A 14,263-nucleotide genomic window follows, 5' to 3' on the forward strand; every position below is an offset into this window, starting at 1 on the left:
ACCCGCTACGAACGCCGCGCCGACATCCACCACGCGCTACTCACCCTCGCCTGCGCGGTCATCTGCCTCCGAAAACTCATTCTGAACTGACCTCTAAGGGGTCGATCTCGAACGGCGCCAGGTCGGTGAGTTCGGCGATCTCGCGACCGGTCAAGCCCTTCGCTGCGGTGATCAACGCGACCATGTACCGATAGGCGGGGTCGGCGAGCAGTGATCTGAGTTCGCTGCGGGCACGGTGTTCGAGGCCGGCGGCGAACTGCGACTTACCCAGTTCGTAGCCGACGGCTGCGCTCAAGGGATGGCGCTCCGGTATCGGGATCTCGGGGCCGTGTCGGCTGGCGACGATCACGCGCAGGTTCTCATGAGGCCGGACCGGAAGCAGACTCGCGATCGAGGGCGTGCCGGAGTCCTCGTCGAGACCGTCGACCACCAGTATCAACCGCCGCTTCGCGACTGCCTCTCGCTCGGCGGCGGTCGTGAGCATCTCGGCACACAATCCGTCCCGGCTGACCTTCTCCTGCTCGATCGTTTCTCGTTGATCGGGCAATAGCACCTTCAGCTGGTCGAGAACCGCATCGGTGAACGCCCGATGGTCGCTCTCGCCCGCACGGTCGGTGATGAAGAACCCGATCACTGTGACACCGGACGGCGGTTCGAGAAGAAAGGTAGACAACAGCGCTGATTTCCCAGCCCATGGATCGGCTCGTATCCACAGATACCGTTCCGGACCAGCACAGAAACCGGTCAACATCGCCCATTCGGTCTCACGCTCACGCAATCCGTCGGCCGGCGCGATGAACTCGCGCACCTTCACCGTGTAGAACGACCTACCCGACGCGACGGGAGCATCCGCGACATCGGCGGCGTCTCGCCGGTTCAGCCAATATTGCCAGGTCCGGCGATCCAAACCCTGATGCACTTTCAGGACCCCGGCTTCGCGCAGGAGAAACACGATCACCGTGCGCAGTTGATCGTCATCGCGCGGCACGGTCGGTTTTCGCTTCGACGTCTTGGCCGGAAACCAGCCCGACAGCGTCGACTTCGATACACCGGTGCCGTCGGCGATCTTCTGCACTGACAGCGGCCCACGCCCCTTGTTCGCCGCCACCCGCAACCTGTCGAGCTCGGCGAAGAAGGCCATCCTCGCGACCATCCCGGTCATCATTACGCCCCGCACGAGTTCGAGTCGGTACGACTCGAATCGACTCGAAAGATTCTCGACCCTCGAGAACCGCAGCCTGACATGCGCATTCACGCACTCTAGCCAGCGAAGCAGTTCGCCGAAGCGGCACCCGTCACGGTCTTCTGGACTCAGACCACACCGCAACCCATCAGGAGGACCCCGTGAACCAGAAGCTGCGCAAAGCATTACTGATCACCATCGCCGGCCTGCTCGGCGTCATCATCGGCATCACAGCCGCACTGCTCACCCACTTCGAAGGCGGACACATCACCGCGGTGATCCGCGACGGTGGAATCGGTTTTGCCGCCGCCACCACATTCCTGCTGCTCGTCCTGACCCACCTCGACGCCATGTGAACACCAACCCCCGCCAGCACCGACCCGAACGCAACCGATGTCCACAGATCCTGCTGCGCCAAGCCCCTCAAGCCATCGACGAGGTCGCCACCGCGTTCCGGCTCTCCCAGGGCGAACAACAGTTCCTGCTCTCCGCCGCACGCGGCAGCGGCCTACTCGCGGTCGGTGCCGACCGGGCGGTGTTCGGGTCGATGGCCTCTCCCATGGAGAACGCGTTGATCACCACTGACCCCGGTGAACTCGCCACCACCGGCGCCGACGGCGACAACGACATCGATCTCCACGCCCTGCTGGCGATGGCTCCACTCGCCCGGCCCGACGACATCGCGAACGACGACGATGCTGAGAGCGAGGAGATAGTTCTGCACGGGGCGGGTGGGATGACCCGCCATCGCCTCACCCGAATCACTGCCTACAGCCACTACCGCTCGCCGCAGAGGTGTTCGGAGACGTGGAACCCCTGGCCGCGGTAGTGGGCACCTCCAGCCGTTGTCCTCCGAGCCTGTATTTCACCCCGGCCGCCACCTGAACCATCGAAGGCCGGACCTCTCGATTCTCTACTCGGACAGAAAGGTGTCATTGTCACCCGGTTCGACAAACTCGCCGTCCGCTACCTGGCAACGATCCATGTCGCCGCCATCAACCAATGGCTACGACACGGATGAGACCCGACCCAAACCACCCTCGCTCGACTTCGGCACAGAACCTAGGGAAGTTGTACCATGCCGGGGCGACCACAGCCCGCCATTTCCTTTCGCTGACAGTAGGGTTGCCACCGTGAGATGCCTGCTAATCACGAACCCTCATGCTGCTGATGATCAACTCCGAAACGTAATGGAGGGACTACGCGTCGAGGTCGTCGCAATCGATCGCCTGCATATCGACTGGCTAACCGAGAAGCTGGACCCACCAGCAGATTTCGCCTGCGCGCTACTGGCTGGACCCGCTGACGCTGAAGCTGAAGCCGCTGTGTTCGTGGACATCGGCGTCGCACTCGGTAGGGAAGTGCCGGTCTTCTTGGTAGTCGCTCCCTCCCGGAAAGTCCCGCTTGTTTTAGCCGGTCTCACCCGCGTCGACGCCGATCTCGACAATCACGGCGCACTAGAACTGCACCTCAAACAATTTCTGCGATCAATTAGCCGTGAAACTCCTCGCGCGCGCCAGCCGCTCGAGCAATCCCCAGCACTCACGCCCGAAGAGGCCACCGTCGCCCGGACGAGCTTACGGGATCTAGGCCGAGAACCGCGCGGCGATAGCGCGCGGACCTTCGAGCATCTCATGCTGAACCTGCTGGACAGTCCAGGTTCCCAAGTATCTCGGCCGGTTCCGGACGCTGAGGGCGGATGGGATCTATCTCTGTGGGACCGGGGGACCGAACTCACGATCGACGGTCCCGTACTGATTCAGCTCAAACTGTGGGACTCGCCGCCGCGCCAAGGGCTGATCACGGCAGCTCGCCGTTTTGCCGACCAACTCGCGACAAGACCAGCACCGTTCGGTCTGCTGATCTACCACGTGACTCTGCCAGGGGCATACGATATTTCGTTACCCGTTGAAGTGGCATCCCGGATCGTAGTGGTGTCGGCGGGTGACCTCATCGATGTGCTCGCTGAACAACCCATCGGCAAAGTGCTGGTCTCCATGCGAAATGCCGTGGTGCACGGAGGCTTTGCTCGTGGTTGAGTTGAGCAGCGCGGCGATTTCGAACTACATGCGCCAAGCAGTCGACCCTGTGAACTCAACCTATGTGCGCGGACGTGCCTACGAGGACGTCATGGTCCACATCTTCGAGTCGATAGCTGGATGCGAGACGCAGCGCAATAGCCTGAACCGCTTCGGCTCGGAAGAGGTGGACATAGCGGTCATGAACTTTCGAGAAGACGACGGCCTACGCTTGCTTCCCGAGATTTTCCTTGTCGAGTGCAAGAATTGGAGCAATCCTGTCGACTCTTCAACGGTAAGCACATTCGCCACCAAGATCCGTCACCGCGGATGCTCTCTCGGCGTTCTGGTTGCGGCCAACGGTGTCACTGGTAACCCACATGAGCAGACACGGGCATACCACTCGGCGGCGTTGGCGTTGAATGAGCAGACGAGAATTCTGTTGCTGACGACGGATGACCTGACCTCGTTGACGTCCAGCAAGGACGTCGTCTCCCTCTTGCACCGCCGTCTGCTCGATCTCGTCGCGGCAGGCACATTCACAACAGCATGACTGTGCGGGCGCCAGACGAGGTGGCGAGGTGGGCTGACCAGGTGATGTCGAATTCGCCGGTAGTCAGCCCCCGAAAGTTCCTGAACCAGAAATTGTCTGGCACGACGTGCCACCTTCGTCCACTCAACCGACGACGACAAAGTCGGCGCTCCGGCGATACGCTCTGCCAAGCAACCACTCTGACGCGGACTCCTTCTGAACAGAAGAGGCCGAGGAGTCGAGCATCGCGTGGATCGAACTGACCGCACCTTCTGCTGCGGATAATGGCCCCTTATCTATGGTCGATGCGTTCGTTGAACATGGCCGTGGCGGCAATGCTATCGGGCGGCGCGGTCGTGAGAACGGTGACAGGATCGCCTCCATGAGAAGACTTTTGGGGGGACTCGTTGTTGTGGTCGTGGCGAGCGTGGTTTGCGCCGCAGCCGCCAGCGCGCAGGCCGGGACGACCGCCACACCGAATCCGACCTGGTTGACGCAGCCCGTGGCGACGGTCTTGACGGGCGGGCTGGCGGTGACGACCGCAGTGATCGCGCTGGCAGGTGTGTTGATGACTCGACATACGTCGGAGCGGCAATTCGCGAAGGCACAAGCGCTAACTCGGGCGCACTTCGCGCAATCACACGAGCTGGAGCGGATCGAGGGGATGCGCAAGCGCTACACCACCTCCGCCGAACAACTCGCCCACACTTCTCCTGCGGTGCGCCAGGCAGGTGTGTACGCCCTCGCGGCACTGGCCGACGACTGGAACACCCTCAATGGTGAATCGGAAACCACCAACAGCACGTCGGTGCCCACCGCGTTGCACGACGAGACCCAGGTGTGCCTCGATCTTCTGTGTGCCTACATACGCTCTTCGGTAGCAGCAGGGGACAAAGAGGTGCGGCTATCCATCGCCTCTGTAATTCAACGTCACGCAGACCAGTGGTCGGGCTACGGCTACGACCTGCGCGGGGTCGACTCAGCCGACGCGAACCTGCGCGGCGCGAATCTGAGATGCGCAGATCTGCGACAGGCGAATCTAGCCGGTGCAGATTTAGGCGGCGCGGACCTGACTGGCGCCAACCTCGGCAAGTCGAACCTTAACGGCGCGAACCTCAACCATGCGAAATTACACGACGCGTATCTGCGCAACGCAGATTTGACCGGCGCGAATCTGCTCGGCGCGGCCCTCGCCGGCGCGAACCTGGCTGGCGCGAACCTGGCTGGCGCTGATCTGAAGAGTACGGATCTGCGCGCGGATCTGCGCGATGCGAACCTGGCTGGCGCGAACCTGCTCGATGCGAACCTGAATGGCGCGAACCTGCGTGCGAATCTGAGCGGCGCGCAATTGACCGACGCGGACCTCAGCGGCGCCACTCTGCGCGGCGCGAACCTGACTGGCGCGCACCTATACCGCTCAAACCTGCACGATGCGACCCTGCGCGGTGCGAATCTGGCTGGTGCGAATCTGGTCGGCGCGAACCTGACAAACGCCATCCTGGTCGGCGCGAGTCTGATCAACGCAGACCTGACCGATGCGGACCTGCGTGGTGTTGTCTACGACGACGCGACCGAGTGGCCTGCTGGGGTGACTCCACCACCATCAGCGGAGTGAGTATCCGAGGTCTACCGAAGATGACGGCCGATTATCTGCGGTAGACCGGTCCCCTGGCGGTGCGTGACATCCCCACCGCGCCGGGCGACTCGGCGAATCATCTGCGGTAGACAACCGAGGGAGGCGTCGATGGGTTCGGTGTTTGTGCTCGAAGTCAGTTGCACGACTGCCTGAAGTCCTGTGCACAGGACGGGTTCTGTAGCGCAACACTTCCCCTGGTCTCTCCTGGTGACGCGGGGAGCGGCACACCGACGCGTCGAACGATTGGCAACTCGCCGAGACAACCTTGACTTCATACTGCTTGCAGTACGCTAGTCGAGACCCGATGCTCCGCCTCGCGGTAAAGTCCTCATCTTGAGGCATCGCTCTGTGCAGATTTGGCTGGACAATCCAAACCACCCAGGAGATGACATGGCGAATGCGGCAAAGGCTTACGTAACGAATACCGACTCGGATGACATCTCGGTTGTGGACGTGAAGAGCCGAAAAGAGCTGAAGCGAGTATCTGTCGGCGGCAGCCCCCGTGGAGCAGTTAGGTTCGATAGAGAAAAGAATTTCGGATATGTGTCAAACTGTGCGGGCAATACGGTATCCGTAGTTGATCTGAATCGCGATCGTGAAGTGGCAAAGATTACCGTCGGAATAGCGCCTCGTGGTATGACGCTGTCGCCCGACGGGCGCCATGCCTACGTCTCTAACTCTGGTGATAACACCCTATCCATCGTAGATCTGACAGAACGCAGGGAAATTCGGCGTATCGCGATGGGGGCAAACCCCCGACATATGGCGGTGATTCCGAAAGCAAACCGTCTGCTTGTCGCGCAATGGGGTTCGGATGCAATTGGGAACCTGGACCTCACCACAGGTCTGACATCGTTGTCTGCGCTGTCAGCGATTCCTGTTGGGAGTGGCGCGAGACCTTACAGCCTCACGCCCAATTCAGATGGGACCGTAGCCTATGTTGCGAACACCCAAGCCGACTATATATCCGTCGTAGACATTTCAAATAGTAGCGAGAAGAAGAGAATCCAGGTGGGCTATGGCAGTAGGGCAATTGCGTTTTCATCGGATGAGAAATTTGCGTTCGTCAGTATTGAGAACGCCAATGAGATCGTGGTAATCGATACCGTAAAAAACGCAGTCGCGACCCGGGTTTCAGTCGGGCCGTCGCCTCGAGGCGTGGCTTTATCTGTCGCGTCGCACGAGCTATTCTCATCCAACTTCAGTCGAGGTAACTCCGGCTTCGGCGACGCCGCTCGAAACAGTCTTACGGTGGTAGACGTAAAGGACCCGAGGAAGGCGAAGGTAGTTGCGCACATCAAGGTCGGTCTCGGACCTTGCAGCGTATCGATACTGGAGTGAGACGAGGGCAAGACTGGTGAGGTCGCGGAGTAGAGAGCCCGGCCGTGTCGAAGGTGTGGTGAACGTAGGGGTTCGGCGAGGCCCATGCCTTCGATGAACCTGGATTGTTCGAGGTCGCGCTGACGTCAGTAGGCGATCACGAGTGCGACGACGCCACCGACTTCGGCGACGACGGTCAACGCGACCCAGGTAATGCCGATCTCAACGGCGGCCTTGCTCGCATCGACCGGAGTGATCCAACGCAGCAGTCCGTATACGGCGGCGGCTACCCCGAGTCCGGCGGTCAAAGTGAGCAGGACCGCAGGCAGCAATCCGATCTTCGCCGCGCGGCGCCCAATCGCCGCGGGAATCCTTGTTCATTCGCGCACGCAGAGCGGCGGATGTCGTATGTGCCTGTACACGAACCGCGCTCACGCTCGGGACCTTTGCATGATTGTGCGTGACGGGGCATCTCACTGCCTGGTGGTCCGCTGGGGGGCACCAGCCTGAGCGGTCAGGTATCGGCGAATTGAATCATGGGCATAGCGAGTACAGGGTGCGTCGGTATGCGTCTCGTTCGGTCACAGTCCGAAGTCTGCGTCAGGTGTCGACCAGGAGGTCGGATCGTCGAGGGGTGAATCGACGATGTTGTCGACCTCCGCTTTGTGGCGCAGCGCTTGTTCTTGACCACGCTGGGCCAATGTGAGGGAGTATCGACGCGCGAGTTCGGCACGGTAGCGGTCGATCTGAGTGTTGGTATCGGTGATGAAGTCGTCTGTCCTGGTGTCGATGGTGTCGTGTGCGTGCTGGTGTTCGCGTGCCTGGGCCTCGATCTGTTGGGGACTTGTATCGAGTATCTGGTTCCAACCCTGTGGTGGTCCGCTGTAGCGGATCGCGTTGAGGCGGGACCTTCGGGAGGTTTCACGCGCGCGGCTGTGCTCACGCTCGAGGGTGGCTTGTTCAGCGATGAGTTCGTCGACGCGGGTGCCCAGGGTGTGGCGGGTGGTCCGCTTGCGGGTGGGTATGGCGTCGAGCCGTTCGCGAGAGGCTGCCAGTTCGTTGCGTGTGGAGTGCAATGCGCGCGTAGTGTGGTGGAGCTGGTCCTCGGCCGCGACGGCGGCGCGGATCGCTTCTTGGGCGGCAATGTGGCGCGCGACAGTTGTATCAATCTCCGAGTCTTCGACGGCGCCGAGTGGTGCGGGGGAGTCGATGACGACATTGGTGCCTGCCAGGGCGAGTTCCTGCTGGAGTTCGGTGATCCGGTCTTCGAGTTCGGTGTCGGTGTTGGCGAACAACAGATCATTGACGGGCGGTTCGTATTCTGGCTCGACGGTGGGCATCGGGTCGGGGAGCGGATGGGCGTGTATCCAGGCTTCGATCTCGGCGCGGTGGATGGGGTTGGGGGTGGCTTGCCAGTCGCGGCGCAGGATGGCGTGCGCGGTGCGGAGGGGTTTGGTGGCGGCGAGGTGTTGCGCGCGTGCTGTCGCGTGGTGGGTGGGGTCGTGGTCGGGGATGGCGGGTTGGTTGTCCTGGCGGCAGTCTTCGCACAGTCCGTCGTCGCTGCGGCGTGGTGGGATGGGTGTGGCGTCGATGGGTCGGCGTTCGATGTTGCAGGACACGCATTCCAGGCCGCGGGCTCGGGCGGTGCCGGCTTTGTCGTAATCGAGGGCGTAGCCGTCGGGGACGAGGTCTCGGGCTTCGTCGCGGCGGTAACTGCGTCCGGCCAGCGGCTTCGTGGGGCGGTCATCGACGTCGTCGGCGTGCGGGCGGTCTGGTCGGCGTTGGTTCGCGTCGCCGGTGAGTCGGCGTACTTCGTCGGCGTCGGGGCGAGCGTCGGGGTGGTCGTCGACTCCGGCGCGGGTGTCCTGATATTGCTGTTCGGCGTGTCGTGCGCGGACTATCGGGTCGGGCAGTGGGTCGCTGATGAGCGTGTGGTCGTGGCGGGTCATGCGGTCGCGTGGCGCTGGATGGATGCGGTCGGATGAGGGGCGCCGAGGTGCGGTGTCGGGTTGGTAGACGTGGGGATCGGTGTCGGGTGTGCAGGCGTCGATGAGCGCGCGGTGTCGCGGGAAACGGTCACCGGCCCAGTGCAGTCGCGCGCGAGCGACAGGGAAGGCGTTGCGGTAGAGGGTGTCGGTCACTTCGGTGATGACCCATCGCTGCTCGTCGGTGGCGAGATGTTCGAATTCACGGAATCGACGCACCGCAGCGGTGATGTCGCCGCTCTGGAACAGTTCAGCAATCGTCCGGATCGATTCGGCGGGGCCGGTCTCGGGGGCGCGGTCAGGTTCGGGTTCGACCTCCGGTAGTGGTTCGTCGAAGTCGGGCTCGGCGACGGCCGGTTCGAGGTCTAGCGGGTGTTCGGGTTGGTGCGTTTCGGTGTTGGGTTGCTGTGTCATGCGCGGTTCGTTTCGTGGTGTGGTGGGCTCGTTTTCGGTGGTGCGGCTGTGGTGCAGGAGTGCGTCGATACGCCAGGCGAGTGCGGCGGCGATCTGGTCGGGACGCAGCCCGGTGCTGTCGTCCGGGGTGTCGGCGGTAAGCAGTTCGTTCGCGGTGGTGAGCAGTTGCAGCGGCGTCCATGTCGTGCCGGTGGCGCGGTCGATAGCCGCGACCAGGCGCGGCCAGGCGGGATCATTGACCAAGCGATCGGTGACGTCGTCGCCGAGGACGGTGTGCAGGTCGGTGATCCAGTCCGGTCGCAGGTTCAGGTCGCCATCGAGCGCTGACGGTGCGAGTTCCAGGCGTGACCAGAGCGCGGCGGCAGGCATCTCGTCGGGCAACGGCCGCAAAGCGGCGGCCTCGGTGAGCCGGTGGGCGATGTCGATTCCGGCGCGGGCGGCGAGGTCGACACGGTCGGCGACGACCGGCCAATACGGATCAGCCAGGATCCGCGGCTCGATACCACCGATCGTGTCGGCCCACCGATGGACCGGGCGGGTGAGGTCACCGAGCGCGGCTTCGACACGGGTGTCGAGGAACTGTTGGTGTTCGCGTTCGAGGATGGCGTACCGGTTCGGTCCGGTGGGGCGGAGGTCGGTGTCGTCGATGTGCAGGCTGGCACGCCACACCGCCACCTCCGCGAGCAACTTCCCGTTCGTGCCGAGTAGCGGGCGTGCCCAGGCGGGCGCGGTGACTGGTGTCCAGGTCGTGGTGTCGCGGCGGATTTGTGCGGCCACGTCGGTGATGATCCGCGCGCGGGCCGCGACCTGGGTCGCATCGGGGTCGAGACCGGTCGGGATGCCGTGCGTCCAGGGCAGTGGCCCGGTTCCGGTGGAGTGTGTCCCGGTGGGGTCGAGTCGCCAGGTCAGGACGGCGGCTGGGTCGGCGGCGGTGTCGAGTTCGTGCATGGCGGCGGCGGTGTGTAGTTCGTGTACCGGGTCACGACCGGAGGCGGCGAGTATCGCGAGGTGCTGGCGCAGGACCGGATAGGCGGGACTCTCGGTCAGGTTCGGGCGCAGCGCTTCGGCAGCGGCATCCAGGCGCGCCAGACCGTGCGCGCCGAGCGCGCTTTCCGCGGCGAGGCCGAGGGAATCGAGGTAGATATCGAGGGCGCGTCCCAGCCGTCGATGCGGATTCAACACATCCCGCAACTGGGTGTGCGCCGATTTCTGGGCGCCGTCGCGCGCCAGGATTTGCACGACAGCTTGGACGGCGGTGCGTGGATACACGGCCGGTTCGGTCCAGAACGAGCCCTCTTCACCGCTCAACGCGGTCGGGATGTAGGCGTGGTTGGCGTGCACCCCGCGGGTCATCGCGACATACAACTGCTGCCTGGTTTCGCCGCCGGTGAGTGCGACGTGACAGGTATCGGCGGTAATTCCTTGCGCGGAATCGATCGTGGCCGCGTACCCCAACCGCACATGTTGGGCGACATAGTCGGCGGGAAGACGCACAGTCGCGCGCGTTTTTCCGTGCAGGTTCGCGGTGATCGTGCCGTCGGAATGCACGGTCTCGACGGTCCAGACGTAGCCGTTGCGCACCCAATCGGACTCGCTGATCCGCAGTCGTGGGTTGTTGCGGCGGGTACGGATCGTGTCACCGATACTGGCTGTCAGGCCGTCAGCGAGCCTCACTTCCGCACCGACACCCCCGCCTTCGCGGGCGAGGCGGTCGGTGCGGGCGCGTTCGTTGAGCGCGGTGACGACCTCATGGTTGGCGGCCAACATGATGGTGTCGCGACCGGCGAGGTGATCGGCGGCCCACGCGGTGTAGGTGTCGTCGTGGGTGGCACCGACGTGCCCGGCGTGGATCCTGTGGTTGTCCAGGTACCAGCCCAGCGCCGCCGGGTCACCCTCGCGCAGGCTCAAGCTGGCCGATGCTTCGGCGGTGGAGGCGAAGCGTACGACGTGGGTGAGAGTCAGGGTGTGTTCGGGTGCGGCGGTGTGCATGTCGGCGTCCGCACCGCCGGCCTCGATCGAGGGCAACTGGTGGTCGTCGCCGATGCAGCGGATGGTCGCGCCGCGGTCGGTGAGGAATCGCAGCAACCGGAGGCGTTTGAGGGTGCCGAGTTTGACGTGTTCATCGACGATCACCAACGTGTCGGCGTCGATATCGAGCACCCACTGCGGCAACGACGCGGGCAGATCACGCTCCCACGCCGGATTGTTGGCAGTCGGTGTGTGGCGGGTGAGGACGTCGAGGAGTTTGTCGACGGTCTCACACCGCGCGCCGATCGACTCCCCGAGTACCGCCGCCGCCGAGGCCGTCGGTGCCAACCCGAGCACCGCACCGCCACTGGAATTCCACGCGTTGGTGAGTACCGCCATCGCGGTGGTCTTGCCCGAACCCGCAGGGGCGTTGGCGGTATGGACCCGTAGGCCGGAGGTGGCGAACCCTTCGATGACCCCGGCCTGTCCGGCGTTCAAGGGCCGATCCGGATTCGCGGTGTTGTAGTCACGCACCGCCGCGGTGACGGTGGCCCGGTCCAGTTGGCGGGCCCCGGACTGCACCGACAGTTCGATCAGTGCCTTCTCCGCCGCCAACACCCGTGTGGAGGTGTAGATCTGCGAACCCGCGTGGGTGTAGACGCTGGCACCGTCACCGCGCGCCAACACGGCCGGGATACTCGCGAGTTCCGGCTCGGCGGCGATATCGGGGTCACCGCGTGGGATCGAACGAGACGGAGCGAGAGCTTCAGCGAGCACGGCCTCGGTCACTGGTTCCCAGTCCCTGCCGCGGATCTTGCCGCGGATGTGGCGTTCGATCTCGGCGCGGACGTTGGCTGCCCGCCAGGTCGGGCGGTGTTCGGCCACGACCTCGATGACCAGGTCAGCGGTGGCGGCGATCCACTCACCGGTGGCCGTAACTCGTGGTGCGCGTAGCGGATTCAACGCGGTCGAGACCACCCGAGCGAGGGTCTCGCGGTCACCGAGCAGTGCGATCGCTTCAGCCCGCCAGCTGCTGCGTTGCTGGGCGAAGGACCGCAGACCGTGTTTGGTAGGTCGGGTTTCGAGGGTGGCCTGTTGGGCCAGGTCACGCACTTCGCTGGGAATGGGTTCGCGGCCGTGGCGGTGTTGGAAGGTGGCCGAGAGTTCTCCGACGCGGGCGCGGATCGCGGTTTCGCGTCGCGACCATGCCTCGATCAACCGGAGCGGGGTGCCGAGGATCTCGCGGATCGGACGTTTGGTCGGGTCGGTGCCTGGTCGTGGTGCGAACTCGACACCGACGGTGTCTTCTAGGTGGTGTTCGAGGCGGGTGTTGTAGATCTCGCTCACGGTCACCACCACGTGATGCAGGGTGGCACTGTCGAGCGTGCGCCACAGCCCGTCGACGGTGCGGACACGGTTGGCGATCAACACATGCGTGTGCAGGTCGGGGTCGCCGGCGCGGCTGTCGCGGTGGGTGAAACACGCGGCGACGATCCCGTCCACGTCGACTTGGCGGACACCGTTTCGGCCCAGGCGAGTGAAGATCCCTTCCCGCTGCAACCATCTCAACGCATCCGCGATCGCTGCATGGTGGGCGGCCTCGATCTTCTCCGAGATGCTGAGTGGGGCTAGCGCCCACAGCACCGATACCGACTTCACCGGTGAGAAGGTGAGGTCGAAACCGGCGACTGCGGTTGTCGGGGGGCGGGAGTTCTTGGCGATCCATCCCGACAGTTCCCGCTCATCCACCGGTGGCCGCTCGTACTCGTCGGTGAACATATCGAACGCGACATACGACCGGATCTGCGCCCGCACCTCATCAGCAATGCGATCGGTTCGTGGTTTTCCGTGCGCGATATTGTGTGCTTCGTACGCCTTTGCGCACTGTTTTCGGTAATCGGAAGTAGGGGTGTAGACCCGAAATGGATTACCTAAACGTGACGCTTTATCGGCTGCTTTGTGGGCTGCTTTCGGTGTATCGCCGGCGGCCAGGCGTGTGTCGTAGACGTCGTCTTCGATCTGTTCGGCGTCCGGGTGTCTACCCAGTCCGAACAGCGATTTCATCTGTGACTCGGTCACTTCCGCGCCCGCGTCGATGCCGAGGGCGGCCAGGCCGGAGCCCTGCCACGCGCCCGGTGCCTCGCCGTGGGCGGAATAGTAGTCGGACAGCGAGGATCGACCGCGGGAGTCGTTGTCTCCCGCGGCGACGTTTCGCAGGTAGTACTGGTAGCCATTGCCTGCGACGACTTTATGTATCGTCGCGGTCATCACTCCATCGAGCACGAAAACGCTGGAAAAGTCGAACGCGCTGAGCTATTTATCGGTCGGCGAGCACGGCTGAGACTGCATTCGTGACCGAATTGTTTATCGGTTCAGTCGCACGCTCGGGATCCGGTCGAACACGAGCCGGTCGGGGGCAGGTCGCGGGGGTGTGTCTAGTGGCGTTGGTGGGTCCGCCAGTTGTCGCTGGTGAGGGCGTATTCGACTTCGCCGTGTTCGCTGCCGGGGATCGGGTGTTCCCACGGCAGGTGGAAGGTGCGGACGTATCGCATGCCGATGGAGGCCATGGTTGCGCGGGAGGCGGTATTGACGGCCATCGTTTCGGCGAAGATCCGCTCCAGCCCCAAGTCGACGAAGCCGTGTCGGAGTAATTCCCGGGCTCCCTCACTGCCGACGCCACGGCGCCAATATCGCGGCAGCAGTCGGTAACCGAGCTCGGCCTGTCCCTCGACCGGGCCCTGATCCGGACGCTCCGGAGTCGACAGCGTCCACCATCCAACGAACTGGCCCTCGACGAACCCAACCCAGTAGCCGAGCCCGGACGTGAGCGTGGCAGCGGTGAGTCGACGATGGTGCGCCTGTTCGATCTCCGGACGCGATCGTGCTGTACCGGCGCCGAGATAGGTCATTACCTCGGGGTCGGAGTCCAACTCGATCTCGTAGTCGAGATGCTCCTCGGCGAGCGAAACCAACGTGATCCGAGCAGCGGACAGCGCAGCCTGCATCGGCCGATCCTCGGCCCCCGAGTGCGAGCCTGTCCAGCAGGTTTACACGAGGCGCTGGCGCCGCGGTCGATTGAAGGTCCTGGTGACACCTGGCAAGCGCTGCTGCCTTTCGGCCGTCAAAGCCGTTGAGGTCGACAGGATCTCGACGCTGGCAACGTGTCCGATGGTCCGCCTGCGGGACCTCGGACTTGTCCAATTTCCG

10 protein-coding genes are annotated in these 14,263 nt (G+C 63.7%); 6 read left to right on the forward strand and 4 right to left on the reverse strand.

Annotated elements, in window-relative coordinates; all coding sequences use genetic code 11:
• Nucleotides 1–76: 76 nt before the first annotated feature.
• On the reverse strand, nt 77–1,114 hold the full coding sequence (locus tag DAT37_RS35240) for a P-loop domain-containing protein (protein ID WP_157978842.1): 1,038 nt from the start codon (nt 1,112–1,114) through the stop codon (nt 77–79).
• A 230-nt stretch (nt 1,115–1,344) separates the two neighbouring features.
• Between DAT37_RS35240 and DAT37_RS35245 the strand changes: the two genes are divergently transcribed.
• From DAT37_RS35245 to DAT37_RS35265, 6 genes are all read left to right on the forward strand, one after another.
• Nucleotides 1,345–1,539, forward strand: a complete 195-nt coding sequence (locus tag DAT37_RS35245) for a hypothetical protein (protein ID WP_109529275.1) — start codon at nt 1,345–1,347, stop codon at nt 1,537–1,539.
• On the forward strand, nt 1,536–2,012 hold the full coding sequence (locus DAT37_RS45080; protein WP_198654590.1) for a hypothetical protein: 477 nt from the start codon (nt 1,536–1,538) through the stop codon (nt 2,010–2,012). Before DAT37_RS35245 ends, DAT37_RS45080 begins: the two co-directional genes overlap by 4 nt.
• Before the next feature lie 361 nt (nt 2,013–2,373).
• A complete protein-coding gene (locus DAT37_RS44490; protein WP_157978843.1) occupies nt 2,374–3,222 on the forward strand; it encodes a hypothetical protein in 849 nt (282 codons plus the stop codon).
• Nucleotides 3,215–3,754 carry a restriction endonuclease gene (locus DAT37_RS35255; RefSeq protein ID WP_157978844.1) on the forward strand — a complete coding sequence of 180 codons (540 nt, stop codon included), beginning with the start codon at nt 3,215–3,217 and terminating at the stop codon, nt 3,752–3,754. Before DAT37_RS44490 ends, DAT37_RS35255 begins: the two co-directional genes overlap by 8 nt.
• A gap of 277 nt (nt 3,755–4,031) precedes the next feature.
• Nucleotides 4,032–5,348 carry a pentapeptide repeat-containing protein gene (locus DAT37_RS35260; RefSeq protein ID WP_109529277.1) on the forward strand — a complete coding sequence of 439 codons (1,317 nt, stop codon included), beginning with the start codon at nt 4,032–4,034 and terminating at the stop codon, nt 5,346–5,348.
• Nucleotides 5,349–5,759: 411 nt separating this feature from the next.
• Nucleotides 5,760–6,710 (forward strand): beta-propeller fold lactonase family protein, encoded by a 951-nt coding sequence (locus DAT37_RS35265; RefSeq protein WP_109529278.1) that lies wholly within the window; start codon nt 5,760–5,762, stop codon nt 6,708–6,710.
• A gap of 125 nt (nt 6,711–6,835) precedes the next feature.
• On the opposite strand, the gene DAT37_RS35270 is transcribed toward DAT37_RS35265, so the two are convergent.
• The 3 genes from DAT37_RS35270 to DAT37_RS35280 form a co-directional block, all read right to left on the reverse strand.
• The gene (locus DAT37_RS35270) at nt 6,836–7,021 is read right to left on the reverse strand and encodes a hypothetical protein (RefSeq protein WP_109529279.1); all 186 of its coding nucleotides are present in this window, start codon (nt 7,019–7,021) and stop codon (nt 6,836–6,838) included.
• A 249-nt stretch (nt 7,022–7,270) separates the two neighbouring features.
• Nucleotides 7,271–13,324: a MobF family relaxase gene (gene mobF / locus DAT37_RS35275; protein ID WP_109529280.1), complete on the reverse strand. Its 6,054-nt coding sequence runs from the start codon at nt 13,322–13,324 to the stop codon at nt 7,271–7,273.
• A 167-nt stretch (nt 13,325–13,491) separates the two neighbouring features.
• The gene (locus tag DAT37_RS35280; protein WP_109529281.1) at nt 13,492–14,061 is read right to left on the reverse strand and encodes a GNAT family N-acetyltransferase; all 570 of its coding nucleotides are present in this window, start codon (nt 14,059–14,061) and stop codon (nt 13,492–13,494) included.
• Between the last annotated feature and the right edge of the window lie 202 nt (nt 14,062–14,263).

The sequence above is a fragment of the Nocardia aurea genome, assembly GCF_003123685.1.
GTDB lineage: Bacteria > Actinomycetota > Actinomycetes > Mycobacteriales > Mycobacteriaceae > Nocardia > Nocardia aurea.

Coding starts and splice junctions, on each gene's coding strand:
- mobF (WP_109529280.1), bottom strand. CDS start 13,324: ATGACCGCGACGATACATAAAGTCGTCGCAGGCAATGGCTACCAGTAC.
- DAT37_RS35280 (WP_109529281.1), bottom strand. CDS start 14,061: ATGCAGGCTGCGCTGTCCGCTGCTCGGATCACGTTGGTTTCGCTCGCC.
- DAT37_RS44490 (WP_157978843.1), top strand. CDS start 2,374: ATGGAGGGACTACGCGTCGAGGTCGTCGCAATCGATCGCCTGCATATC.
- DAT37_RS35260 (WP_109529277.1), top strand. CDS start 4,032: ATGGTCGATGCGTTCGTTGAACATGGCCGTGGCGGCAATGCTATCGGG.
- DAT37_RS35265 (WP_109529278.1), top strand. CDS start 5,760: ATGGCGAATGCGGCAAAGGCTTACGTAACGAATACCGACTCGGATGAC.